This window comes from Roseovarius confluentis (genome assembly GCF_002917925.1).
In the GTDB taxonomy this organism is placed as follows: Bacteria; Pseudomonadota; Alphaproteobacteria; order Rhodobacterales; family Rhodobacteraceae; genus Roseovarius; species Roseovarius confluentis.
Genome location: NZ_PPFE01000006.1, coordinates 75,643 through 100,734, shown reverse-complemented (window position 1 = coordinate 100,734; position 25,092 = coordinate 75,643). Strand labels below are relative to the sequence as shown.

Genomic DNA, 25,092 nt, shown 5'->3' with positions numbered 1-25,092 from the left:
CAGTTCGACGCCGCGCGTCCGGCCTTTCCCGTGCGCCGTTATCCTCGGGCCGGACCCGAGGATCTCTCGCCCCCCAAGACCCCGGCTCACCTCCGGGATGACAGCGGCACCGCACAGCCGTCACACCCCGCCCCGTCACAAATTCCTTGCCTCGCCACCCTTTTACCGCAACTCTGGTGGCATGACATTCCAACCCACCTCTCCGTTCCCGCCGCAAGGCAGCGCGCAACAGGTGGCCTTCCACCGCACCGAGCTTGCCGCGATCCTGTCGGTCTATGGCCGCATGGTGGCTGCGGGCGAATGGCGCGACTACGGGATTTCCAGCCTGCGCGACGTGGCGATCTTCTCGGTCTTTCGGCGCACCGCCGAAAACCCGCTCTACCGGATCGAGAAACGCCCCAAGCTGCGCGCACGGCAGGGGCAGTACGCGGTGATCGGCATGGACGGGCAGGTGCTGAAACGCGGCCATGATCTGCGCACGGTCTTGCGCGTGCTGGAGCGCAAGCTTATCCGCGCGGTGGATTGAGCTTACAGGACACCCCATGACGACCCTGCCCGATTTCCGGCTGGAAACCCATTTCGCCAAGTGGGAGTTCAAGGCCCGCCACCACATGACCGCCTCGGACGCCGAGAGCATGTCCCTTCCAGAGCTTCTGGCCATGGCCAGCCCCGAAGACCGGGACGGTTTCGAGCAGATGTGGCTGGGCTATACCGAGACCTTCGGCGCGCCCGACCTGCGCGCGGCCATCGCGGCGACCTACGCGGGGCGGTCCGCCGACGAAGTGCTCTGTTTTGCGGGGGCCAGCGAAGGCATTTTCGCGGCCAACAATGTGCTGCTGGATAAGGACAGTCACGCCATCGTGGTGACGCCCAACTACCAGTCGCACGAAAGCCTCGCCCTGGCGATCTGCGAAGCGACGGGCGTGCCGCTCGACCCCGACGACAACTGGTCGCTGGATATCGACCGGGTGCGCGATGCGATCCGCCCCAATACCCGCCTGCTGACGATCAACTTTCCGCACAATCCCACGGGCGCGATCCTGCCGCATGACCGGTACGAGGCGCTGATCGAGCTTTGCCGCCACCACGGCATCTGGATTTTGCATGACGAGATTTTCAACGGTCTTGGCCCCTCGGACGCCCAGCATCTGCCCTTCATCGCAGATGTCTACGAACGCGGGCTGTCGCTGGGCGTGATGTCGAAATCCTATGGCCTGCCGGGGCTGCGGGTGGGGTGGATCGCGTGCCAAGACCGCGACGTGCTTTCCAAGATGGAGCGGATGAAGCACTACCTGTCGATCTGCAATTCCGGCCCCAGCGAGCGGCTGGCGCTGATCGCCTTGAAGAACCGCGACGCCATCCTTACGCGCAACTGCGCCATCGTGGATGAAAACCTGCCGAAATGGGATGCCTTCTTTGCCCGCCATCCCGACCTCTTCGAGTGGCAGCGGCCCGATGGTGCCTGCATGGGCTTTCCGCGGTATCTGGGTGCCGACGGCGTCGAGGAATTCGCCCGCAAGCTGGTGGAAGAGGCGGGCGTTCTGCTGTTGCCCAGCACGATCTACCGCTCCGACCTTGGGTCGACGCCCACCGACCGCTTCCGGCTTGGGTTCGGGCGGCGCGGGCTGGACGCCGGGCTGGCGGCGATGGAGGCGCACCTGGCGCGCACCGGCTGATCGGCGCCCCACAAAGTTCGTACGAATTTTGTGGGGCCTACCGCAAATCGTACACCAGGCGTGGCAGCATCCGGTCCGGCATCGCCTCGGACGGGGCGTTGCCTGCCGCGCGGCAGCCCATGGCGGAAAAGAACGGCACCGCGCCGGGATCCGACTCGATGATCATTTCCGTGGCCCCCATGTCGCGGGCCTTTTGGACCGCCCATGTGAACAGCCGCCGCCCCGTGCCCTTACCCATATGCGCGGGGTCGACGAAGAGCTTTTGCAGGTAACAGCCTTCTCGCCTGTTCGAAACCTGTACCATGCCCAGAAGTGTTCCACCCTCGACCTCGGTGATCGTCGAAGTGCCCTGCAAATCCGCCGCGGTCAGCGTCAGGACGGGAACGCAGGCGGCCAGGAACTCCGAGTCATACCCCCAATAGGCCTTGGACCGCAGACAAAGCACCGTCAGGTCGTCGAGGTCTCGCGAGGAAGGGCGGCGCAATTCAGGCATGATGCAGTATATACCAAAAACGGGCGGGAACCATCCCGCCCGTTCATCAAAGTCATGCCCAACCGGCTCACTCGTATTGCGGACCCAGCGCCGTCAGGCCCTTGAGGATGTCGATGGCATAGGCCAGCTGGTAGTCTTCCTCGCGCAGCTTGGCGGCTTCCTCGGCCTTCTCGCGGTCTTCCTCGATCTGGCGGACCTCGTCCTCGCTCAGGCTGTCATTGTCCAGCCGCCCGCGCAAATCGGCCTCGGAGCGGTCGAAGCGGTTGGCCGCGCCATCCTCTTCTTCCTCTTCGGTCTCCTCGGCACGGCGGGGCTGTTCCACCACGATGTCCGGACTGACGCCGAGCGCTTGGATCGAGCGGCCCGACGGCGTGTAGTACCGCGCCGTGGTCAGGCGCATCGCGCCGTCGCCGCGCAGGGGCATCACGGTCTGAACCGAGCCCTTGCCGAAGCTCTTGGTGCCGACGACGATGGCGCGGCGATGGTCCTGCAGCGCGCCGGCAACGATTTCCGACGCCGAGGCCGAACCGCCGTTGATCAGCACCACGATGGGCTTGCCCTCGGCCAGATCGCCCGGTTTGGCATTGAACCGCTCGCCATCCTCGGGCGCGCGGCCACGGGTGCTGACGATCTCGCCCTTCTCCAGGAACGCGTCCGATACCTGGATCGCCTGGTTCAGCAGGCCGCCGGGGTTGTTGCGCAGGTCCAGAACGATGCCGCTGATATTGTCGATGCCGCCGGCTTCCTCGATCTGTTCGGCCAGCCCGCTTTCAAGGTTGCGGAAGGTCTGATCGTTGAAGGTGGTGACCCGCAGAACGACGCTCTGCTGCTCGGTCCGCACCCGCACGGCGGTCAGCTTGATCGTGTCGCGCACGATGGACACGTCGAACGGTTCCGCCTCGCCCTCGCGCACCACGGTAATCACGATCTCGCTGCCCACCGGGCCGCGCATCATTTCCACGGCTTCGTCCAGGGTCAGGCCCAGCACGCTTTCGCTGTCCACATGCGTGATGAAATCGCCGGCCTCGATACCGGCGGTTTCCGCCGGGGTGCCGTCGATGGGTGACACCACCTTCACGAATCCGTCTTCCTGGGTCACCTCGATGCCAAGCCCGCCGAACTCGCCGCGGGTCTGGACGCGCATGTCGGCGGCATCATCGGGGCTGAGGTAGCTGGAATGCGGGTCGAGCGAGGTCAGCATGCCGTTGATGGCCGCCTCGATCAGCTCGCTTTCGTCCACTTCCTCGACATATTGCGAGCGGATGCGCTCGAAAATATCGCCAAAGAGATCAAGCTGTTCGTAGACATTCGTGGTCTTGGCCGCTTCCTGCGCCAGCAGGGGTGCCGCGACTTGCGTCGTCACCACGGCGCCGGCCAGGCTGCCGACGAGGGCGGCGATCAGAAACTTCTTCATCGGGTTGCTCATCCTTCGCTTGTCTGGAACCAGGTCTCCGGATCGACGGGTTCGTTGTCTTCTCGCACTTCTATATAAAGTGTTTGGGTTCGGGACGCACCCGCATCTTTGCCATTCTCGATCAACAGCGCGTTAGTGTCACGCCCGTCGCCGCCCATCATCCCGACAGGGCTGTTTCCCGGTAGAACCTCGCCGATGTCACCGTAGACCACGTCGAGCCCCGCGATGACAAGCAAAAGGCCCGCCTGAGGCTCGAGGATCACCACGTTGCCGTAATCGAGAAGTTCCCCGCGATAGCGCAGCGTGGCGGGCACGGGCGTCGTCACCAGCGCGCGGGGCCGGGTGGCCATGACGATGCCGGGCCGGACGATCCCGGCGGCGTCGGCCTCTCCGGCGCGGCGCAGGATGCGGCCCTCGACCGGCAGGCGCAGGCTGCCCTTGCGCGCGTCGATCCCGGGCAGCGATCCGGCCACTTCGTCCACCGCGATCTGGCTCAGCCCGCTGGCAAACCCCTCCAGCGTTTCGGTCGAGGCCACCAGCAGCGCGGTCCTGACCGGATCCTCGGTAAAGCGGCGGGGCAGGTCGGTGCGGTCGGCAATCGCCTGGCTCAGCGCGGTGCGGGCGTCCTGTGCGCCCTTCAGCCCGTCGCGCAGGGTATCGAGCGCGCTTTCCTGCAGGGTGCGCAGAACGGTGACTTCCTCCAGTTCCGCCCGCAGCGCGGCGGCGCGGGTTTCCAGCGCCGGTGTCACGTCGGATATGATCATGCCGGACCGCGCCGTGCCGATCGGGCCGGAGGGATGCAACAGCAGAACCGGCCCCTCTGACTGCGCCATGCTCTGCAACACGCCCAGCAGGCTGGCGATCTCGTCCTCGCGCGATTGCAGGCGGCGCGTCAGGGTCTCCTCCTGGATGGCGGCGCGGCGCAGGCCCTCGCGCATCGCTTCGAGCCCGTCCTCGTAGGCGCCCACCACCTCGGTCAGCGCCTTCACGCGGTTGGCCGCGCCCTCGGCCGCTTCCATCAAGGCGGCGGCGCGGTTCAGGCGGTCCGACGCGGCCCGCGCCTCGGCGCCGGGGTCCTGTGCCGTGGCGGGCGCGGCGGCGACAAGTGCCAGTGAAAGAAGCGCCGCGCGGATCATTTCAGCAGGCTCTTGCCGGTCATCTCGTCCGGTTGCGGCAGCTCCATCAGCTCCAGCACCGTCGGCGCGAGATCGGCCAGCCGCCCGTCGCGCAGGCGCGCGCCCTCGGGCCCACCCTTGAGGATCACCGGCACCGGATTGGTGGTGTGCGCGGTATGCGGGCCGCCGGTCACCGGGTCCACCATGGTTTCGCAGTTGCCGTGATCGGCGGTGACGATGATGGCGCCGCCCGCATCGTCCAGCGCCTCCAGCACACGGCCCAGCCCCGCATCGACCGCTTCGCAGGCGCGGATCGCGGCGCCCAGATCGCCGGTGTGGCCGACCATGTCGGGATTGGCGTAGTTCACCACGATGAAATCATACCCTTCGGCAATGGCATCCACCAGGTGATCGGTCACCTCCTCCGCCGACATCTCGGGTTGCAGGTCATATGTGGCCACCTTGGGCGAGGCGGCCATGTACCGCGCCTCGCCGTCCTCGGGCGTCTCGCGCCCGCCGGCCAGGAAGAAGGTGACGTGCGGGTATTTCTCGGTCTCGGCGGTGTGGAACTGTCGCTTGCCATGCTGTGCCAGCCACGCGCTCAGCGTGTTGACCGGCTGCTCGTCGGGAAAGATGGAATCCATGTAGGCGCTGTGGCGGCGCGAATACTCGGTAAACCCGCTCACGGCCGAAAAGGCCGGGCGCTGGCCGGTCTCGAAATCGTCGAACTCCGGGTCGGCGAAGGCGGCCAGGATCTCGCGCGCCCGGTCGGCGCGGAAGTTCAGGCACAAAAGGCCGTCGCCGTCCTTCATGCCCTGGTAATCGCCCAGCACGCGCGGCTTGATGAACTCGTCGGTACGGCCCTTGGCATAGGCGTCGTCGATGCCGGTTGCGGCGGTCTCGGCGGTGTAGCCTTCGCCACGTGCCAGCGCCTCGTAGGCCAGTTGCACACGGTCCCAGCGATTGTCGCGGTCCATCGCGTAATACCGGCCCGAAACGGTGGCGATGACAGCGCCCATGGGCAGCGCCGCGCGCAGGGCTTCGAGATACACCTTGGCCGAGGTCGGTGCCACGTCGCGCCCGTCGGTAAAGGCGTGAATGGCGACCGGCACGCCGCGCGCGGTCAGCGCGTTGGCGGCGGCGATCATGTGCCCGATATGGCTGTGCACGCCGCCATCCGACAGCACGCCCAGCAGGTGCGCGGTACCGCCCGCGGCCTCGACCTTGTCGGCAAAACGAACGAAGCCGGGCAGCACACCGAAGGTGCCGGTCTCGATCGCACGGTCGATGCGCCGCAGATCCATTTCGATCACGCGACCGGCCCCGATATTCAGGTGCCCGACCTCGGAATTGCCCATCTGCCCCTCGGGCAGGCCGACATCATGGCCATGCGTGATCAGCGTGGCATTCGGACAGGTTTCCATCAGCCGGTCGAAATGCGGCGTCGCGGCCAGCGCGGGCGCGTTCGCCTCCCGCTCCTCGCTCAGCCCCCAACCGTCGAGAATACACAGAACTACCGGTCTTGGCGCGCTCAATCCTGCCTCCTGAATCCTTGGCCGCTTCTAACCCGTCTGAACCGGGTCGTGAACCGCTTTCTTGCCCGCTTCCTCTGCCCGGAAATATCCCGGGGAGTTTGAGGGGCAGCGCCCCTCATCGAACCAACACAGCGTGGCGCAGCCACTCCGTCGGATCACGCCCGATGATAGGGCGCGCCTGCCAGGATCGAGGCGGCGCGGTAAAGCTGTTCGGACAGCATCACGCGGGCCAGCATGTGTGGCCAGACCATCTTGCCGAAGGAAAGCCTGAACTCCGCCCGGTCCCGCAGCGCGGGCGCGATCCCGTCGGCGCCGCCGATCACGAAGGCCACGTCGCCGCGCCCCGTGTCGCGCCAGCCGGCCAGCTTGTCGGAAAAGTCGGGGGAAGAGAGCAGCTTGCCACGCTCGTCCAGTGCCACGATGACGGCCCCCTTGGGCAAGGCGCGGTCAAGCAATTGCGCCTCGGCGTCCATCCCGCCGCCCTTGCGGTCCTCGACCTCGTGCATCTGCGCCGGGCCAAGCCCAAGGGCGCGCCCGGTCCGGTCGAAGCGGGACATGTAATCGTCGAGCAAAGCACGTTCCGGGCCGGGTTTCATCCGGCCCACCGCGCAGATATGGACACGCATTCAGCTCTTGGCGGCCTGGGTAGCCTCGTGGCCTTGCAGCCACATCTTCTCAAGCTGGTAGAACTCGCGCACTTCGGGGCGGAACACATGGACGATCACGTCGCCCGTGTCGATCAGCACCCAGTCGCCCGCGTCCTTGCCCTCGACCTTGGTCAGCACGCCCATCTCGGATTTCAGCCGCTCCGAAAGCTTTTCGGCAATGGCCGTCACCTGGCGCGAGGACCGGCCCGAGCAGATGATCATGTAATCGCCGATCGCGGATTTGCCGCGAAGGTCGATCTGCACGATCTCTTCGGCCTTGTCTTCTTCGAGTGCGGAAAGGATGCGCGCAAGCTGTGCGTCACTGCTTGTCGCCATGTCGGACGCGCTCAAGGCTGCGCCCCGTTCAGCGGCAGGGGCCGCGTCGATTGTAAGAGACAGGACATTGTCCTCCTTCTACTACGCACCGATCCGCCCCGGTGCCGGGCATGGTTCCAAAATAGCAACCCGTCTGTCACAATTCAATGAAGGCTTTCGCCAATCGGCGGCTCTTGTCCGCTGCTGCCTCGAAAAGCGCCGCTATTCCGGCGCGGCCTGTGTCTGACCGCACCGGAAAGACCGCTTACCAGCCGTCCTCGGTATGAATGCGGTCGCCCGGAACGCCCAGTGCCTTCACCGCGTCGCGCATCGCGTCGACATAGCCTTGCGGCCCGCAGATATAGACCTGCCCGGACAGCTTCGCGTGGCGTTCGAGGAACGTCTTGTCGACCTTGCCGTAATGCAGGTCCGGCACGTCTTCCTCGGACAGGACATGATCGACCTTCAGGCCCTGCATCCGCGCCCATTCCTCGCGCAGGATGATGTCGCCCTCGGTCTCGTTGGAAAAGATCAACTGGCAGCCGTCCAGGTCGCCCTCTTTCGCCCGCTTGCGCAGGATCGCGATGAAGGGCGTGACCCCGGCGCCCGCGGCCAGGAACAGGCCCGCACCTTCGTCGGTGATCGCACCAAAGGGACCGTCCAGCGTGACCTCCTCGCCCGGCTTCAGCCCGGGCAACTGCTCGGTCACGCCGTCATGCGACGGATAGCTCTTGATCGTGAACTCCAGGTGTTTGTCCGCGGGCAGCGAGGTGAAGGTGAAAGGACGCCCCTCGTCCTTCCAGCCGTCGCGGCAAATCGCCAGTTCGGCGGCCTGCCCGGGCTTGAAATCAAAGCCTTCGGGACGGTCGAACACGTAGCGATGCGTGTCGTGGGTGACGCTCTCCTGTGATTGCAGGGTCAGTGTATGGGCCATGCGAATACTCCTTTTCGCCAGCCAACGCCGCGATCAGGGGCCGTGTTCCTCTGCCGCCCCGCCCTGCGGCGCTTTGCCCGGGTCGCCCCGGTCCAGCGTCCGCGTACCCAGCTCCGAGCCTTCCAGCACGGTGACCTCGCGCTGCGGGAAGGGAATGGAAATGCCGTGTTCCTGGAATGCGTCCCACAGCGCCAGGTAGACATTGCCGCGGATGTTCGTCAGGCCCGCGGTCGGGTCGCTGATCCAGAAGCGCAGGATGTAATCCACGCTGCTGTCGCCGAAGCCCACGATGTGGCAGACCGGCGCCTTGAAGGCCAGCACGCGCTCCACCGCCTTGGCGGCGTCGATGGCCACCTTGCGCACCAGGTGCGGGTCATCGCCATAGGCGGTGCCGAAATAGATATCCAGCCGCACGAATTCGTTGGAATGCGACCAGTTGACCACCTGGCCGGTGATCAGGTCCTCGTTCGGAATGAGGTACTCCTTGCCGTCCCGCGTGGTGATCGAGATATAGCGGGCGCCCAGCGAATTGATCCAGCCGAAGGTCTCGCCCAGGCTGATCACGTCACCCGGCTTGATCGACTTGTCCAGCAGGATGATCACCCCTGACACAAGGTTCGACACCACCTTCTGCAGGCCAAAACCAAGACCGACACCGATCGCACCCGACAGCACCGCGAGGCCGGTCAGGTCCACCCCGACGGCCCGCAGCCCGATGAAGAACGCCGCACCGTAGAGCAGGATCTGGATGACCTTCACCGCCAGCACCTGCATCGACGGCGAGATGTCCTTGTTCGACCGGATGCGCGAGGCCGAGGTGGTCGAGACGAACCGCGCCAGGAACATCAGGAGCGCGATCATCGCGATGGCCTGAAGCACCAGCCAGACCGACAGGCGCATCTCGCCCACGTTGACCGCCGCACTGTCCAGAACCTGGATCGTCTCGTCGGTCAGCCCGATGATCGACAGGGTGACCCATGTCCAGGCGGCATAGCGCACCATGCCGCGCAGAAAGGCGTTGCCGATCAGGCGCGTGATGATCGCAATGAACAGCCACGCCGTGGCAAGGCTCGCCATCACGCCGATCAGGTAGGACCGGCTGGGCCAGGTCATCTCCTGCATGACCCAGTAGACCGGCCAGATCAGCAGAACCATGAAGATCAGCCGCAGCCGCCTGTGCATCATCACCAGAAAGCGCATGCGCCACTTGGGCCAGCCTTCGCGCGTGCGCATCCAGTTGTGCAAATGCGGGCCGAAGACACGTGCCAGGATCGTCGCGGCAACCCACAGTCCCAGAATGATGCCGACCTGGTAAAGGCTCCAGGGCCTCAGCAGTCCGACGATGAACAGTTGCGCCTGTTCCCACAGCCCGATGGCGATGGTCTGCGCCTGCTCGATCGCGTCGTTGGCAACGTCCGGCGTCGCCTCGGCGGGCGAGCTCATCCCGGCCTCCTCGCCGGTCGGGGCGCTTGTGGCATCCTCTTCCATAAGCTCAAGTTTACACGCCCGCTGCTTGTGGACAAGTCGCGCTGGACAGTCGGCGCATGGTCTTTAAGTTGTGGCACCTGCGCGGTGGCGACCCTTCGCCGCCGTGACAAGGCATTGCACAGGAGGAGCCGCGCCCATGTCCACCCTACTAGTCACCCACGAGGATGGCCTGAACCACGTTACGCCCGACGGTCATCCTGAACGCGTGGCACGGCTGGAACACCTGTGGCCCGCGCTCGAGGGCAAGGACGTTGTGCGCGCCGAGGCGCCGCTGGCCGAGGACGCCGACCTGACGCTGTGTCATCCGCAGGATTACGTGACGATGATCCGCGAGGCGATCCCGGCGCAGGGGTTCAACCAGCTGGATGGCGACACCTGGCTGTCCCCCGGGTCGTATAACTGCGCGTCGCGGGCCGTGGGCGGCGCGATGCTGGCCGTGGACAAGGTGATGGCGGGCGAGGTCGGCAATGCCTTCGTCGCCATGCGCCCGCCGGGCCACCACGCCGAGACGGCGACGCCGATGGGTTTTTGCCTCTTTGGCACGGTGGCGATTGCCGCGAAACACGCGCTGGAACGGCACGGATTGTCCCGCGTCGCGGTGGTGGATTTCGACGTGCATCACGGCAACGGCTCGCAGGACCTTCTCCGCGGTGAGGCGCGCGCGCTTTTCATCTCATCCCACCAGATGCCGCTCTGGCCCGGCTCGGGCGGGGCGCACGAAACCGGCGATCACAACAACGTGCTGAACGTGCCGCTGGCACCGGGCACGGCCGGGCAGGGGTTCCGGCAGGAATACGAAGGCCAGGTCTTTCCCCGGCTGGAAGAGTTCAAGCCGGAACTGATCCTGATCTCGGCGGGGTTCGATGCCCATGCCGACGACCCGCTGGCCAACCTGAACCTGCGCGAGGACGATTTCGCCTGGGTCACCCGCCGCCTGTGCGAAATAGCGGCGGAGCAGTGCGACGGGCGCGTGGTCTCAAGCCTCGAAGGCGGCTATGATCTGCGCGCGCTGGCCGCCAGCGGGGCGGTGCATCTGGATGAGCTGATCCGCGCCGGTGGCTGAGCGGGACGGCGCCCTGCCGTAACGTAAGTTAACCGTTTCATCGAAAACTCATGGAAAATGCCGCGCTGCGGCATTATCTTGGCGTCAGGGAGGGCACCTCTGCGCGGAATGGCCCGCGCCAAGGAGTCCATGACCATGAATGCCGATATCAATCGTGACAAGATCCTGATAAGACCGGACATTCGCCGTCTCTGGCCGGCGGACAAGGCTGCTTTGCTGGCCCATTTTGCCCGGCTCGACCCGGAAATGCGGCGCCTGCGCTTCGGCGCCAGTGTGACCGAAGACTACGTCACCGACTACGCCGACTCCATCCTGAGCCTCGACAGTGTCGTTCACGGCGCCTTCGTCGATGGGGATCTGCACGGCGTGGGCGAGCTGCGGATGTTGCTGAACAGTTGGCCGGTGCGGGCCGAGATCGCGCTCAGCGTCGACCCCGACTGGCAGCACGAGGGCATTGGCGACGCGCTCTTCGTGCGAATGCTGGCCGCGGCGCAAAACCGGGGCGTGCGCTCACTTTACATGATGTGCCTGCCCGAGAACGAGCGGATGCAGCGCCTGGCCCGCCGGCACGAGGCCACGCTGACCTTCGATATCGGCGAGGTCGAGGCCACGCTCGACCCGCCCTGGCCCACGGCCCTGTCGCTGGCCGAAGAGATGATGGGCGAAACCCGCACCTACCTGCACGCGGTCCTGCGTCCGCCTTTCTGAGAAATGGGTACAGCCCCAGAAAATTCGTACGAATTTTCTGGGGCGCAGATTATTCGCAGAATAATCTGCAATACGCCCCGTGTTTCACTCCGCCGCGTATCTCTGGCGTGCGGCACTTTCCTGCAGCAGCCAATGCGCCACGATGGCGCTTTCGTTGCGCGGCTCGACCCCCTGCCGTCGCAACAGGTAATAGCCCGAGCGCGTGCGCACATGCTCGCCCCCCATGGGCCGGATCAGGTCGCCTGATTGCAGGTGGTGATCCACCAGATGCCCCCAGCCCAGCGCGACGCCCAGGCCATCCCGCGCCGCCTGGATCGCCAGCGGATAGGTATTGACCGACGCCGACGGGCGCACCGAGTCCGGGTCCGCGCCTTTCCGGTCCAGCCAGGTGCGCCAGTTCAGCCATTCGGTGTGGTTGTTGCTGACCTCGATCAGGTCGTGCTGGCGCAGCGCCTCGATACTGTCGATCCGCGCCTGCCCCTGCAGGTAGCCCGGCGCACAGACCGGAAACACCGTCTCGCCGAAAAGCTGCGTCGCCTCGAACCCGGGCCAGTCGCCCTCGCCGCGCAGGATCGCAAGGTCCATGCCCTCGGCCAGGCACTCTTCGTCCACGTCCGATGACGTGAGTGCGATGGTGATGTTGCAATTCGCCTCGTGAAAGGCCCGCAGCCGCGGCATCAGCCACAGCGACGAGACCGAGTTGGTCGCCGCCAGTCGCACCGTGCTTTTCTCGAGGTCCGCGCACATGTCCTCGGACACCCGCACCAGCGTCTTCAGCGCCGGCGTGATCCCCGAAAGCAGCTTGCGCCCCATATCCGTCAGCTGCACCGAGCGGTGCCCCCGCACGAAGAGCGCGCATTGGTAATGCTGCTCCAGCAGCCGGATCTTGCGGCTGATGGCGGTTTCCGAGACGTTCAGTTCCTTGCCCGCCGCGGCAAAGCTTTCCAGGTCCGCTGCCACCTCGAAGGCCAGCAGGTACTCAAGGCGCGGCAACACGGCGCGATTGCGCAGCATCCTTCTCACTCCTCAAACTCGGGACAATGACCCGAGCCTAGCCACGCCCACCTCTCATTGCCAAACATTTTTAGAGGCATGGCACAAAAAGTTTATAATCAGAATTTTGTCGCACCTGCGCGATACTTCCCACTCCAACAAAGGGCCGGCACTCAGAATCAGGCCCATGCAACCGACTGGGAGTTAACATGAAAATCCATTCAATGATGTCCGTGGCAGCCGTCGCGCTGGCCTCCGCATCGGCCGGTTTCGCCGCCGAGGACAGTTCCGAACCGATCGTCATCCCGATTCACAACTGGTCCAGCCAGATCGTGATGAGCCACGTCGTGGGCCAGATCTACGAGGAAATGGGCAACAACGTCGAATTCGTCACCACCGACAGCCAGGCCGTGTACGAATCGGTCCGCCTGGGCGACGTGACGCTGGAACTGGAAGTCTGGGAAGGTGCCTTCGGCGCGTCCTTCCGCGAGGCGCTGGAAAAGGGCGGCCTGCATGACGCGGGCGATCACGACGCCGTCACGCGCGAGGATTGGTGGTGCCCGATGTGGACCAAGGACGCCTGCCCGGGCCTGCCCGACTGGAAGGCGCTGAACGACTGTGCCGAGCTGTTCGCCACGCCCGAAACCGGCGACAAGGGCCTGTTCCTCGACGGTCCGGTCGACTGGCTCAAGCACGGCAAGGAACGGGCCGAGGCGCTGGACCTGAACTATGTCGTGAAAAACGCGGGCTCCGCCGCGGCGCTCTGGGCGCATATCGCCTCCGCCGAGGAAGACAAGACACCGATCCTGGTCTTCAACTGGACCCCCAACTTTGCCGAGGCCGTCTGGCCCGGTGAATTCGTCGAGTTCCCGGCCTGGGAAGACGGCTGCGACACCGATCCTGCGGTCGGCCCGAACCCCGACGCGCTCTACGATTGCGGCAACCCCGCCGACGGCTACCTGAAAAAGGCCGCTTGGGACGGCATGGAGGAAAAATGGCCAAATGCCTACGAGGTGCTCACCAAGATCTCCTTCACCAACGCGCAGATCGCCGAAATGGCCAAGCTGGTGGATGTCGAGGATTACGAGCCCGAGGAAGCCGCCGAGATCTGGCTGGAAGACAACGAGGACGTCTGGAAGGGCTGGCTGCCCGGCGGCGACACCTGATCTCTTCGCCTTTCCCTGTCCGGTGACGCACCGGGCAGGGCCTTGCCGGCGGCTCGTACCGCCGGCGTTTCATCAAGGACCTGCGCCCCTCATGACCTCGGACAGCCCCGTCATTTCCTGCCGCAACGCGTGGAAGCTTTTCGGCCCCAACCCGCGCCAATACCTCAAATCCATGCCCGCCGGGCACAGTTACGAGGATATCCGCGCCGATGGTTATATCGCCGGGGTCAAGGATGTGTCGGTCGAGGTCGCCAAGGGCGAGATGCTGGTCATCATGGGGCTTTCCGGCTCCGGCAAGTCCACGCTGGTGCGCTGTTTTTCGCGCCTGCACGACATCACCGGCGGCACGATCGAGGTCGAGGGCCAGGACATCATGGCCCTGCCCGAGAAAGAGCTGATCGAGTTGCGCCGCTCCAAGATGGGGATGGTGTTTCAGTCCTTCGGCCTGTTGCCGCACCGCACGGTTCTGGAAAACGTGGCGTTCCCGCTGGAAATGCGCGGGCAGGACCGGCACGCGCGCCGCGAACGCGCTTTGGAGGTTATCAAGCTGGTGGGGCTTGAAGGACGCGAGGAATATTTCCCGCGCGAATTGTCCGGCGGCCAGCAACAGCGCGTCGGCATCGCCCGCAGCCTCGCCATCGAGCCCGATATCTGGTTTCTCGACGAGCCGTTCTCGGCCCTCGACCCGCTGATCCGGCGCGAGATGCAGGACGAGTTCCTGCGCCTTCAGGCGATGCTGGGCAAGACCATCGTTTTCATTACCCACGATTTCGACGAGGCGCTGCGCCTGGCCGACCGTATCGCCATCATGAAGGACGGCGCGATCGAGCAATGCGACACGCCCGACCAGATCGTGCTGGACCCGCAGACCGAATATGTCCGCAAGTTCACCGAGGATATCGACAAGGCGCATGTCGTTCATGCCAGCGTTCTGGCCAAACCCGTCAACGGACACGCCGTCGAAGGTGACGCAATCGACGGCGACCGCACCATTCACCAGATCGCGCGCCAGCTTGTCAGCGACCCGCGCGAGCATCTGCCGGTGGCGGGCAAGGACGGCAAGGTGATGGGCGTGATGGCCCGGCAAGAGGCGCTGGAGGTGCTTCTGGGGGACAGCGCCAATGGCTGATGTCGCCACGAACGCCACCCGCACCTCCCTGTCGATGCGCCAGCCCGGGGCCACCCGCGACCCCGTGCGGGTGGCGCTTTTACTGGCCGCGATCTTGCTGTGCGCGGCCAAGCCCATCCTGCCGGATTTCCTCGTCCGCCTGCCCGAGGCATGGATCCCCCCGCTGGCGCAGTGGCTCGATGCGTTCTTCGACTTCATCACCGGCGACATGCAGGAAGGGCGCTTTGGCCTGATCTACATCACCCGCTGGTTCGCCGAAGGCCCGCTGGATTTCCTGCTGGGCGTCACCGCCAACCTGCTGGAAGGCAAGTACCGCTGGCCCTACATGGCCGACCCCATCCCGTGGGCCGCCGTGGCGGGCCTCGCGGCCGTCATCGGCTATTACCTGGGCGGCTGGAAACTGTCGCTGCTGGCGGGCGGCACCTTCGTCTGGACCGCGTTCATGGGCCAGTGGGAACTGACGATGCAGACCCTTTCGGTGCTGCTGGTCGCGGCCCCCCTGGGCTTTTTCGTGGGCCTGATCGTCGGCATCGCGGCTTGGAAATACAAGTGGTTCGACAACGCGATCAAGCCGCTGCTGGCCGTCATGCAGACGCTGCCCTTCTACACCTACCTTCTGCCTGCCGTGATCTTCTTCAAGGTCGGCCCCACCGCGGGGGCCATTGCCACCACGATCTATGCCACCCCGCCGATGATCCTGATGACGACCGTGGGTCTGAAAAAGGTCTCGCCCGAAATCGTCGAGGCCGGCAAGATGTCGGGCGCCTCGCGCTGGCAGATGCTGACCAAGGTGTTCATCCCCTCGGCCCGTACCGAAATCCTCGTCGGCGTGAACCAGGTCATCATGCTCTGCCTCGCCATGGTCGTTCTGACGGCCTTCATCGGGATGCCGGGGCTTGGCGGCAAGCTGCTGGCGATGATGAACAGCCTGAAACTGGGCCGCTCCTTCGAGATCGGGATCACCATCGTGCTCGTCGCGATCACCCTCGACCGCCTGTCAAAGGCGTGGGTGCGCAAGCTGCCCGAGCATCACCCCAAGGACACGCCGTTCTACATTCGCTACAAGTACACCGTCCTGTCCGTGGTGGTCTTCGCCGGGCTGTACCTTCTGGCGCAACCGATCGAGATCCTGAACGAGGTCGGCCGCCGCCAATCGCTGTCCATGGGGCGCGAGATCGACGGCGTGTTCGAGACCTTCCTCAACCTCGATTCCGTCGAGGCGATCACCGGCACCATCCGCTATGTGCTGAACGTCTGGGTCCTGATCCCCTTCCGCGACGCGCTTCTGTGGATTCCAACCTCGGCCTTCATCCTGCTGGTGGTGGCCTTCGCCTACGGCGTGGGCGGCAAGAAACCGGCGATCTACGCCGCGATCTTCTTCTCCATCGTCGCCTTCTCCGGCTGGTGGGACCGGTCGGTCATCACGCTCTACTCGGTGCTGTCGGCCATGGCGATCTCGATGATGATCGGCATTCCCATCGGCATCCTCGCCGCGCGGTCCGAAAAATGGTCAGAACGGATGCTGCTGGCCTGCGACACCGCGCAGACATTCCCAAGCTTCATCTACCTTTTGCCGGCGATCATGCTCTTCGGGATCACCGACACCACCGTGGTGCTGTCCATCGTGATCTTCACCATGGTCCCGCTCACCCGCTACACCATCGAGGGGCTGCGCAGCGTGCCCCCCGAACTGACCGAGGCCGCCGACATGGCCGGCTGCTCGCGCTGGCAGAAACTGACCTCGGTGCAATTGCCGCTGGCCATGCCCACCATGGCCGTCGGCTTCAACCAGGGCATCATGTTCGCCTTCTTCATGGTCATCATCGCGGCCTTCATCGGCACGCAGGACCTGGGCCAGGAGCTTCAGCGCACGCTGGCGGGCACGGACCTGGGGAAAAACTTCGTCCTCGGGATCAATGTCTCGCTCATGGCGTTGACCTTCGACATGGCGATCCTCAGCTGGGCCAACCGGCGCAAGAAGGCGCTGGGCCTCGATTGATGCCACAATTCGCGAGTGATAAAAGGCACATCCATGACCGTTAAGCCTGTCTTCGAGACCCCGTATGAACGCGCCGGCGTCATCACGCCCGGCCTGCCCATCCTGCCCCACGGAACGGAACGACACCCCATCCCCGGCGGCGGATCGCGCGCCGTGCCGATCTATCGCGGAGACGAGGTGTCGGTGCTGGATTTCCAGGGGCTGCAACCGGGCGAGATGGTCTTCTTTACCCCCGACGGCAAGTCCGACCCCGGCCGCCTCGGCGCTTCCAGCCACGGCCGCCCGGACGGCGTTCTGTCGGTCCTGGACAATGGCTCGGTCTCGGGCCGCCGCGTGGCCTCGGCGCTCGACCGCGCCGGGTTCAAGCTGGGCGACGCGCAGTGCATCAAGGTGTTCTCCGAAGGCTCCCGCGCCGGTGAGATGGCGACATTCCAGGCCGACAGCGACGGGTTACTGATCGTCGCCGCCCCCGGCGGCCCGATGGACCCGGGCACGCAGGCCCCGCCCACCGACCTTATCCTCTATATCCGCCGCGCCGATCCCGGCGTCGCCAAGGGCGGACACATGCCGCCCGACCCGCTGGCCGACCCGATCCACGACATCAACATCCAGCCGGGCGAGGCGAAATCCTATCACGTGCAGAAGGGCCAGTTCATCCAGGTCCTCGACGTGCAAGGCCGCGAATGCTCGGACTTCCAGGCGTTCTCGCTGCGCTCGCTCGACAAGGGCCTCGACCGCGAGATCGACCCGACCACGACCCGCACCCTGATGGGCTCGCTCTACCCCCAGCCGGGTATCTTCGCGAAATACTGGAACGTCGACCAGGAACCGCTGGTCGAGATCGTGCAGGACACCTGCGGGCGGCACGATACGTTCGGCCTCGCCTGCACCGCGCGGTATTACGAGGAACTGGGTTATCCCGGTCACGTCAACTGTTCCGAGAACATGAACAAGGATCTCGAACAATACGGCGTGCGCCCCCGCGCCGGCTGGCCCGCGATCAACTTCTTCTTCAACACCATGCTGGACGAGACCAACACGCTGGGCATGGACGACCCGTGGTCGCGCCCGGGCGATTACGTGCTTTTGCGCGCGCTGACCGATCTGGTCTGCATTTCCACCGCCTGTCCCTGCGACGTGGACGAGGCGAACGGCTGGAACCCCACCGATATCCAGGTCCGCACCTATGGTGAGACCAACAGCTTCAGCCGCTCCATCGGCTACAGAAAATCAGCGGAGGCGCCTTTGGAACACACCAAGGAAACCGGGTTCCACAACTGCTTTGCCAAGCACACGCGGGACTTTGTCGAGTATAACGGGTACTGGCTGCCGAACAGCTTCCCGTCGGTTGGCACGATCGGCGAATACTGGGCCTGCCGCGAGAAGGCGGCGATCATGGACCTGTCGCCCCTGCGCAAGTACGAGGTCACAGGCCCCGACGCCGAGGAACTGATGCAGTATTGCGTCACCCGCAACGTCAAGAAGCTGGCCGTGGGGCAACTGGTCTATACCGCCATCTGCTATGAACACGGCGGCATGATCGACGACGGCACGCTGTTTCGCATGGGCGAGAATGCCTTCCGCTGGATCGGCGGCAACGACACGTCGGGTCTGTGGATCCGTGAACAGGCCGAGAAACTGGGCCTGAACGCCTGGGTCCGCAATTCCACCGATCAGCTGCATAACGTGGCCGTGCAGGGGCCTCTGTCGCGGGATATCCTGAAACAGATCATCTGGACCGCGCCCGCGAATCCGACGCTGGAGGAATTGGGCATGTTCCGCTTCACCCCCGCGCGCCTGAACGATTTCGACGGCACGGCGATCGTGGTGGGCCGGGCGGGGTATTCCGGCGAGTTGGGCTACGAGATCTTTTGCCACCCCAAGGACGCCGAAGAGGTGTTCGACACGATCTGGACCGTCGGCGAGCCGATGGGACTGAAGCCGCTTGGCCTCGCCGCGCTCGACATGATCCGGATCGAGGCGGGGCTGATCTTTGCGGGCAGTGAGTTCGACGACCAGACCGACCCGTTCGAGGCCGGCATCGGTTTCGCGGTGCCGCTCAAGTCCAAGAACGACGATTTCATCGGGCGCGCCGCACTGGAAGAACGCAAGGCCCACCCGCATCGCAAGATGGTCGGGCTGGAACTGGAAGGCGGCCGTGTCGCCAGCCCCGGCGATTGCGTTCGCATCGGCAAGGCGCAGGTGGGCGAGGTGACCTCCGCCGTCAAATCCCCCATCCTCGGCAAGAACATCGCGCTGGCTCGCGTGGACGTCACCCATGCCGAGCCGGGCACCGATATCGAGGTGGGCCAGCTCGATGGCTTGCAGAAACGCCTGAAGGCCAAGGTGGTGCCCTACCCGCATTTCGACCCCACCAAGGAACGGGTGAAGGGCAACTACGGCTGAACCCGTTTCCGTCATCCTTGGGCCTGACCCGAGAGATCCCGGATCAAGTCCGGGATGACGGCTTGTCTCTCGTCTCGCGCGGAACAAAGGCGCGGCGCTGCCGCGCCGCCGCGCGATCGTCAGACCGCCCCCCGGTCTGGCGGTTGGCTGACGTCGGCTCTTCGATTTGAACACCAACGGACTTGGCTGCCATAAAGCGCCCTGAACATCCGTCAGTCCGCCAGCCCGCGGTCTGACGGTCGCCCGGCCATGCCAGGAAATATCCCGGCCTGCGCCCACCCCGTCCCGGGCTCGACCCGGGCCCTCCTCCCCATCCGCGATCCCGCGTAGGGTGGGTGAAAACCCACGCGCCCCGAACGCCCGGTTAATTCCGGCCCCCGGGACACCGCACCGTCGCGATACCACCCGGATACCGACGCGATACCGACATCGGATTTCCCACGATCCACCCCGTTAACCTTTTGATTCGCCTACGCAAACCGCCCCTGACAGAACCATCCCGATGACATCGTCCCACCATGGGCATAATACAGCCACAACCGTTCCCCCCGTCCGGTGACCACCTGCCAGTAATCCCGCACGCCAGACCGCCAGTTCGGATCGTCCAGCCACCATTCGGGCGCGATCCGTTCCGGCCCCTTCGCCTCGGCCAGGTCATGCGCCCGCCCGCGCCATCGGAAGGTGGCGGGCAGGTGTGGCACGTCCGGGGCGTTCACCGGCTCGGGGCCCCAGATCAGCAAGGGGCGCGGCGTGGCGGGCCGGGGCCACTCCGCTGCCGGCTCGGACCATGCGGCGGCCAGGATTTGTGACGTTTTTTCAGGGATATGGCTGCTTGCCGGATGCAGGCGGGTGATCGCCTCCAGCCCGATCCGCCCGCCGATCCGACCGATCAGATCCTCCACGCCCGTATCCCGCGCCAGCCGGTCTCGGGCGGCGGCGGTGGCATCCAGGTGACCCGCGGCGGTGCGGTGCTGTATGGGCTCGCTGACGGCCGCGATCAGGCGCAACGTGTCGATGCCAAAGCCTGCGTCGATCTCATCCAGCCGCATGGCCAGCAGGGGGCGGATGCGGTCGGGCTCGTCCGTCGCCCGCGCCAGCCCCGCCTCGATCCAGCCCATGGTGCCATCGGCCCGCCACGCCTCCAGCCGGACCTTGCGCACGCCTTCTCCCTGGTCCGCCAGAAGCTGGCACAGCCGCGGCACCAGCCGGTCCAGCCCGGCCTGCAAATCGTCAATCAAACCAATGGGTTCTGGCAGGGTCAGCCGTGTCGCCAGCCGCGGCTTCACCCGCGCGGGCGACACCGGCTCGGGCGCCGCGCCGATCGCCTGATCCATCCGCAAGAGCAGCCCCCGGCCAAAGCGCCGCGCCAGCGGCCCGCGCGGCTGATTCAGCAGGTCACCGATCTTGCGCAGGCCCAGCCGGTTCAGGGCGGCGACTTGCTCTTCTTCCAGCCGCAGGGCGGCGATGGGCAGGGGGGAGAGGAAGGTGCGCGCTTTTCCCGGTGGCGCGATGGAAAACGGCCTTTGATTCGAACGGCTTACGCCCGCCACCGGCGCTGCGCCGCCCCTTTCCCAATGCCGCCGCTTTGCCGCGCGGGAGCGGGTCGCGCGGGCCTCCTGGTCGATGGCGTCGCCGCTGCGATGCGCGCCCGGCACGGCCCCGGCATAGCGCGCCAGCGCCCAAGCCGCGCCCACGGTTCCGGCCAGCCCGCAGCGCGTGGTCAGCCCGAAAATCGCCGCCTCCTCAATGACTTGTCGGGCCATCGCCTCTTCCCCGCCAAAGAGGTGGGCACAGCCCGTGATGTCCAGCAGCAACGCGTCGGGTGGCTGCGTCGCCACCCACGGGCTCAGCCGTTCGGCCCACCGCCCGAGGCTGGCCAGGAACGCCGCCTCCTGATGCGGGTTTTGCAGTTTCGTGACCAGCGTGGCGCACATCGCATGGGCATCGCGCAAGGGCTGGCCCCCCCGCAGCCCCGCCGCCTCGGCCGCCTCGGACAGCGAGCACAGCACCTGCATCTGCCCGGTGTCGCGCACCACGGCAAAAGGCACGTCCGCATCCAGCCCGGTCCGCCGCAGCAGCCGTTCGGCCCCCAGCCGGGGGAACCAGACAGAAAGGATACGCCGTTCGGGCATGGCAGCGGGACCGGGGCAGCAGTGGGCAGATGTTCTTGATATGTTCCAAATTAGGGCGTGCCGCGACCGGAGTCGAGTCCGCAATGCCCGGGAAAGGGCCAAGAGAGTTGACGCGGCCAGCCCGGCAAGGCTTAAACGGTGCACCATGGCCCAATCGCTCGACACCGTATTTGCCGCACTGGCCGACCCGACCCGCCGCAGGATCCTGTCGATGCTGCTGGAGGATGACATGGCCGTCACGGACGTGGCCGAGCCGTTCGAGATGTCGCTGGCGGCCGTGTCGAAGCACCTTGGCATCCTGACGCGCGCGGGCCTGATCAGCCAGGAACGGCGGGGCCGGGTCGTGTGGTGCAAGCTGGAGCCCGACGCCCTGCGCGATGCCAGCATCTGGATGCAGAGTTTCGGCCAGTTCGAGGCGGTGCACCTGGATGCGTTCGAGCAGTTCCTGGCGAAAGAGTTTCGCGATGATGGATGACGCGGCGTCGGGTGCGGGGCTGGATCCGCGCATTTTGCCGGAGCCGCGTATCGAGACGGTGGAGCAGGCGCTGGTGGCGCCGATGCCGGAGGGGCGGGAGTTGGCCTGCGGGGTGTTTCGCACTGACCGGAGCTTCGTGGAGCAGTCGCGGACGCTTTATTCCTCCAATCGTTTTACCGCGCAGCCGGATTTTCCGGAGGCGGCGGAGAGCCTGCCGGGGCGGCACCTGTTCATCGGCATCGGGCGGCATCATTTCGGGCATTTCCTGTTGGAATGCATCTCGCGGCTGTGGCCGCTGTCGGATGGCGGCTATGACGGGCTGGTCCTGATCCCGATGCATGGCATTGATTTCGGGGCAGTGTTCCAGCGGCGACTGAAAGCGTTCGTGGACCTTCTGAGTGATGGCCTGCCGGTACATTTCGTGCAGTCACCTGTGCGGATCGAGGAACTGGACGTGCCGACGCAGGGCATGGGACACCGCGACTGGATTTCCGGCACACCGGAGTTTCGCCGGTTCATCCGCGGACGGCTTCAGGCCGTGGTGACACCGGAGGGGGATGAGAGGATCTACCTGTCGCGGTCGCTGCTGAAACGCGCGGGCCAGATGGTGGACCAGGAAGAGCGGATCGAGCGGCTGATGCTCAAGGCTGGTTACACGATCCTGCATCCGCAGCGCCACAGCCTGCCGGAGCAATGCGCCCGCTATGCCGCCGCGCGGCAGATTGTGGGACCCGATGGTTCGGCGTTTCACCTGGCGCCTTTCGTGATGCGGCCCGGCACAAAGGTGGGCCTGATCCAGCGGCGTTGGCGGCAGGGGGCGTTCGATGCGCTGGTCAACCAGATCGACGCGTTCTGTGACGTGGACCTTGTGAAAATGAACCCGTTGTTGCGCCCCGACGACGGACAGGTGTCTGAGGACGTGCCGCCGCCCATGGATTATCGCCGCCTTGTGCGGAAACTGGAGGCGGGCGGGTTTCTCTGACCAACCGGAGGAGTCGCGCCATGAAGACATCTGCCCTGACCTTGATACTGGCCATTTGGGCCGTCCCTGGCCTGGCCCAGAACGCTTGTGTCGCGCCGCCGCCTGTAGGCGACCCCTGCATGGTCGGACATTGGGTTGGTGAGAACACGGCGCCTGCGCGCATCCGGGACGCGTTGCAGGGGATGGTGCCTGACCGCGTGATCCGTGAAATCGCGGCGGGCGCGTCGCCCGCGTTGGGGATCTCGATCTACGAGGACGGGTTCTATCACACGCTGCCTTTTCACCATGCCACGGAGTTCACCGATACCTTTGTCGAGACCGGCGATGTCGTGGACGTGCGGCTTGACCTTGCCGCGCCGACACAGGTGGGGTTCATCAATGGCGAGGCCGGACGGATCACGTTCTGCGACGCAGGCTCCGCCCCCGCGCTGTTTTCGATGACGGCCAATGGGGATGGCATGACCGCACCGGTGATGGGCGGGGCTGGGTACGAGCCGACAATCACCTATGCTTGCGCCGGCAACACGATGACGATGGATGTGCAACTGCCGGCGCCGATCGGCACGGTGGAGTATTTCCTGCGCCGTGTTCCCGAGGATTCGTTCGGCGACGAGTTCCGGCGGCTTTACGAGGTGGCGCGGGGTCTGGCGGAGTAGCTACTCGTCCTTCAGCAGCAGGACCAGCGCTACGATGGTCAGCCCGACGCCCACAAGGATCAGGAGCGGGGGCAGGCCGTGACCCAATGCTGCCTGCCAGCAGATCACCCATGTGGGCGTGAGGTAGGTGTAGGCCATGACCTTGGCGCTGGGCAGGCGCAGCGAGGCGTATTGCAGCAGGACAAAGGTGATCGCCGTCGCCGCGACGGCGGTATAGATGATGGTGATCCATACGATGGCGGGCAGGCCGGGCCAGTCGGTGCTGCGCATGTCGGACCAGCCCGCCAGCGCGATCAGACCGGCGGCGGCGACCATGGTGCCGAAGGAAAAGACGATGGGCCGCTCGCCCCGGTTCAGCTTGCGCACCAGCGGGGTATAAAACGCGTGCGCGATGCAGCCGAAGAAGAAGATCACCTCGCCCCGGCCCATTTCGAACCGCAAGAGCGCCTGCAGGTCAGCGTCGAAGATCACCCAGAGCGCGCCCGCCGCGCCGATGGCCAGCGCCACGCCCATGCGCGGGGTCATCACCTGCCGCAGAAGGATATAGCCGAAAAGCCCGGACATGATGGGTGTCAGGGTAAAGACCGCCGCCGCGCTGACCGGGGCGGCGGTTTTCAGCGCCTCGAACATCATCACGAAGTAAAGCCCCATCGACCCGCCCAGCAGCAGATAGCGCCAGGGCGCCTGCCACGTGGTGCGCGGAATGCCGACGGTGGCCCAGGCCGCGCTGCCCAGAAGGACCGAGGCGAGGATGAACCGCACGGCGTTGAGCGCGGTGGGCGCGATATGCGGGGCCGCCATGGAGCCAAGGGCGAAGGACCCGGCGATCAGCCCGGAGAAGGCCAGCATCGCGGCATGGCCGCGCAGCCGGTCGGTCATTCGACCTCCCACGCCTTGGCGCGATCCTTGAGGAACCGCAGGAAGGCCTGAACCTTGGTCGTGCGGTGCAGGTCCATGTGTGTGACCAGCCAGATCGGCGCGGACCATTCGTCGCGCGCGGGCATGACCTCGGTCAGGTTACCGAGCTGGTTGGCGAGAACCTTGCTGAGAAACCCGATACCCGCGCCCTCGGTGATCGCGCGGCGTTGGGCGTGCACGTCCTGGCTGCGGAAGATGATGCGCTCGTCGGGCGCTGTCTGCCGCAGCCACTGGTTGAAGGGCGCGCGGTTCTTTGGATCGTCGGCGCTGACGAACCAGTGCTGGTCGAACTCGTCCTCGGAGGCGGGCAGGCCGTGCTTGTCGACATAGGATTGCGCGGCGTAGAGCGTGTGGGCCTGCTTGTAGAAGGGCTGCACCACGTTGTCCGGCTGATCGGGGGCGCGGCCCGCGCGGATGGCGACATGCGCCTCGCCGTATTCAAGACGAAACAGGCGGTCGCCAGTCAGGTAGCGCAGGATGATGTCGGGGTATTCCTTCCGGAATTCCGTCAGCACCGGTACCAAAAGGTGGCTGAACCCGCCCAGCGAGGTGATGACGAGCTCGCCGGACACATCGTTGCCGCGGCCCTTGATCCGGCCTGCAAGCTGGCTGAACTGGTCGTCGGTGGCCTGGGCCACGCGCAGCAGGTCCTCGCCGGCCTCGGTGGTGGAATAGCCGCGGGCGTGGCGCTGGAAGAGCTTGACGCCCAGCCGCTCCTCGAGCGCGTCGATATGGCGGATGACGGTGGCGTGGTGAACACCCAGCGCTTCGGCGGCGCCGCTGACCGTTCCCACGCGCGCCACGTGAAAGGCTGTGCGGACTTCATCCCAGCTGTCCATGAGGGGCCT

At 65.6% G+C, this 25,092-nt stretch carries 23 protein-coding genes; 11 read left to right on the top strand and 12 right to left on the bottom strand.

What is annotated here, in order from left to right; genetic code table 11:
- Positions 1–181: 181 nt before the first annotated feature.
- Complete coding sequence (locus C2I35_RS14490; protein ID WP_103763781.1) at positions 182–526, top strand: DUF2794 domain-containing protein; 345 nt, start codon at positions 182–184, stop codon at positions 524–526.
- Positions 527–542: 16 nt separating this feature from the next.
- Entirely contained in the window at positions 543–1,676 is a 1,134-nt protein-coding gene (locus tag C2I35_RS14485) for an aminotransferase class I/II-fold pyridoxal phosphate-dependent enzyme (protein ID WP_103763780.1), read from the top strand.
- Between the two features lie 37 nt (positions 1,677–1,713).
- On the opposite strand, the gene C2I35_RS14480 is transcribed toward C2I35_RS14485, so the two are convergent.
- From C2I35_RS14480 to C2I35_RS14445, 8 genes are all read right to left on the bottom strand, one after another.
- Entirely contained in the window at positions 1,714–2,169 is a 456-nt protein-coding gene (locus tag C2I35_RS14480) for a GNAT family N-acetyltransferase (RefSeq protein ID WP_103763779.1), read from the bottom strand.
- A 67-nt stretch (positions 2,170–2,236) separates the two neighbouring features.
- Positions 2,237–3,583, bottom strand: a complete 1,347-nt coding sequence (locus tag C2I35_RS14475; RefSeq protein WP_103763880.1) for a S41 family peptidase — start codon at positions 3,581–3,583, stop codon at positions 2,237–2,239.
- An 8-nt stretch (positions 3,584–3,591) separates the two neighbouring features.
- Positions 3,592–4,719 (bottom strand): murein hydrolase activator EnvC family protein, encoded by a 1,128-nt coding sequence (locus tag C2I35_RS14470; RefSeq protein WP_103763778.1) that lies wholly within the window; start codon positions 4,717–4,719, stop codon positions 3,592–3,594.
- Positions 4,716–6,233, bottom strand: coding sequence for a 2,3-bisphosphoglycerate-independent phosphoglycerate mutase (gene gpmI, locus C2I35_RS14465; RefSeq protein WP_103763777.1), 1,518 nt, complete (start codon positions 6,231–6,233; stop codon positions 4,716–4,718). Before gpmI ends, C2I35_RS14470 begins: the two co-directional genes overlap by 4 nt.
- Before the next feature lie 155 nt (positions 6,234–6,388).
- Positions 6,389–6,859, bottom strand: coding sequence for a 23S rRNA (pseudouridine(1915)-N(3))-methyltransferase RlmH (gene rlmH / locus C2I35_RS14460; RefSeq protein WP_103763776.1), 471 nt, complete (start codon positions 6,857–6,859; stop codon positions 6,389–6,391).
- Positions 6,860–7,231, bottom strand: coding sequence for a ribosome silencing factor (rsfS, locus tag C2I35_RS14455; protein ID WP_245890497.1), 372 nt, complete (start codon positions 7,229–7,231; stop codon positions 6,860–6,862).
- 229 nt (positions 7,232–7,460) lie between these two features.
- On the bottom strand, positions 7,461–8,129 hold the full coding sequence (locus C2I35_RS14450; RefSeq protein WP_103763774.1) for an FAD-binding oxidoreductase: 669 nt from the start codon (positions 8,127–8,129) through the stop codon (positions 7,461–7,463).
- A 33-nt stretch (positions 8,130–8,162) separates the two neighbouring features.
- Entirely contained in the window at positions 8,163–9,572 is a 1,410-nt protein-coding gene (locus C2I35_RS14445) for a mechanosensitive ion channel family protein (RefSeq protein ID WP_103763879.1), read from the bottom strand.
- Positions 9,573–9,753: 181 nt separating this feature from the next.
- On the opposite strand from C2I35_RS14445, the gene C2I35_RS14440 reads away from it, so the two are divergent.
- Positions 9,754–10,680 (top strand): histone deacetylase family protein, encoded by a 927-nt coding sequence (locus tag C2I35_RS14440; RefSeq protein ID WP_103763773.1) that lies wholly within the window; start codon positions 9,754–9,756, stop codon positions 10,678–10,680.
- A gap of 135 nt (positions 10,681–10,815) precedes the next feature.
- Entirely contained in the window at positions 10,816–11,388 is a 573-nt protein-coding gene (locus C2I35_RS14435; RefSeq protein ID WP_170067218.1) for a GNAT family N-acetyltransferase, read from the top strand.
- 84 nt (positions 11,389–11,472) lie between these two features.
- Here C2I35_RS14435 and C2I35_RS14430 read toward each other — a convergent pair whose 3' ends face one another.
- Positions 11,473–12,402, bottom strand: coding sequence for a LysR substrate-binding domain-containing protein (locus C2I35_RS14430; protein ID WP_103763771.1), 930 nt, complete (start codon positions 12,400–12,402; stop codon positions 11,473–11,475).
- A 203-nt stretch (positions 12,403–12,605) separates the two neighbouring features.
- Here C2I35_RS14430 and C2I35_RS14425 point away from each other — a divergent pair, with 203 nt between their 5' ends.
- From C2I35_RS14425 to C2I35_RS14410, 4 genes are all read left to right on the top strand, one after another.
- Complete coding sequence (locus C2I35_RS14425) at positions 12,606–13,547, top strand: ABC transporter substrate-binding protein (RefSeq protein ID WP_425442926.1); 942 nt, start codon at positions 12,606–12,608, stop codon at positions 13,545–13,547.
- Between the two features lie 91 nt (positions 13,548–13,638).
- Entirely contained in the window at positions 13,639–14,676 is a 1,038-nt protein-coding gene (locus tag C2I35_RS14420; RefSeq protein WP_103763769.1) for a quaternary amine ABC transporter ATP-binding protein, read from the top strand.
- A complete protein-coding gene (locus C2I35_RS14415; protein WP_103763768.1) occupies positions 14,669–16,675 on the top strand; it encodes an ABC transporter permease in 2,007 nt (668 codons plus the stop codon). The genes C2I35_RS14420 and C2I35_RS14415 overlap by 8 nt, the downstream gene beginning before the upstream one ends.
- Before the next feature lie 33 nt (positions 16,676–16,708).
- Positions 16,709–19,081 (top strand): trimethylamine N-oxide demethylase, encoded by a 2,373-nt coding sequence (locus C2I35_RS14410; RefSeq protein WP_103763767.1) that lies wholly within the window; start codon positions 16,709–16,711, stop codon positions 19,079–19,081.
- A gap of 470 nt (positions 19,082–19,551) precedes the next feature.
- Here the strand turns inward: C2I35_RS14410 and C2I35_RS14405 are convergent, their stop codons facing one another.
- Positions 19,552–21,213 (bottom strand): Y-family DNA polymerase, encoded by a 1,662-nt coding sequence (locus C2I35_RS14405; protein ID WP_103763766.1) that lies wholly within the window; start codon positions 21,211–21,213, stop codon positions 19,552–19,554.
- A 145-nt stretch (positions 21,214–21,358) separates the two neighbouring features.
- On the opposite strand from C2I35_RS14405, the gene C2I35_RS14400 reads away from it, so the two are divergent.
- Genes C2I35_RS14400 through C2I35_RS14390 form a run of 3 tightly spaced genes read left to right on the top strand, consistent with a single transcriptional unit; the run spans position 21,359 to position 23,326 of the window.
- On the top strand, positions 21,359–21,688 hold the full coding sequence (locus C2I35_RS14400) for an ArsR/SmtB family transcription factor (protein ID WP_057793175.1): 330 nt from the start codon (positions 21,359–21,361) through the stop codon (positions 21,686–21,688).
- Positions 21,678–22,670, top strand: coding sequence for a glycosyltransferase family 61 protein (locus tag C2I35_RS14395; RefSeq protein WP_170067217.1), 993 nt, complete (start codon positions 21,678–21,680; stop codon positions 22,668–22,670). The genes C2I35_RS14400 and C2I35_RS14395 overlap by 11 nt, the downstream gene beginning before the upstream one ends.
- A 20-nt stretch (positions 22,671–22,690) precedes the next feature.
- On the top strand, positions 22,691–23,326 hold the full coding sequence (locus C2I35_RS14390) for a hypothetical protein (RefSeq protein ID WP_103763764.1): 636 nt from the start codon (positions 22,691–22,693) through the stop codon (positions 23,324–23,326).
- Here C2I35_RS14390 and C2I35_RS14385 read toward each other — a convergent pair whose 3' ends face one another.
- Together C2I35_RS14385 and C2I35_RS14380 are read right to left on the bottom strand one after the other, a co-directional pair.
- Positions 23,327–24,205, bottom strand: coding sequence for a DMT family transporter (locus C2I35_RS14385; protein WP_103763763.1), 879 nt, complete (start codon positions 24,203–24,205; stop codon positions 23,327–23,329).
- The gene (locus tag C2I35_RS14380) at positions 24,202–25,083 is read right to left on the bottom strand and encodes a LysR family transcriptional regulator (protein WP_103763762.1); all 882 of its coding nucleotides are present in this window, start codon (positions 25,081–25,083) and stop codon (positions 24,202–24,204) included. The genes C2I35_RS14385 and C2I35_RS14380 overlap by 4 nt, the downstream gene beginning before the upstream one ends.
- Positions 25,084–25,092: the final 9 nt, after the last annotated feature.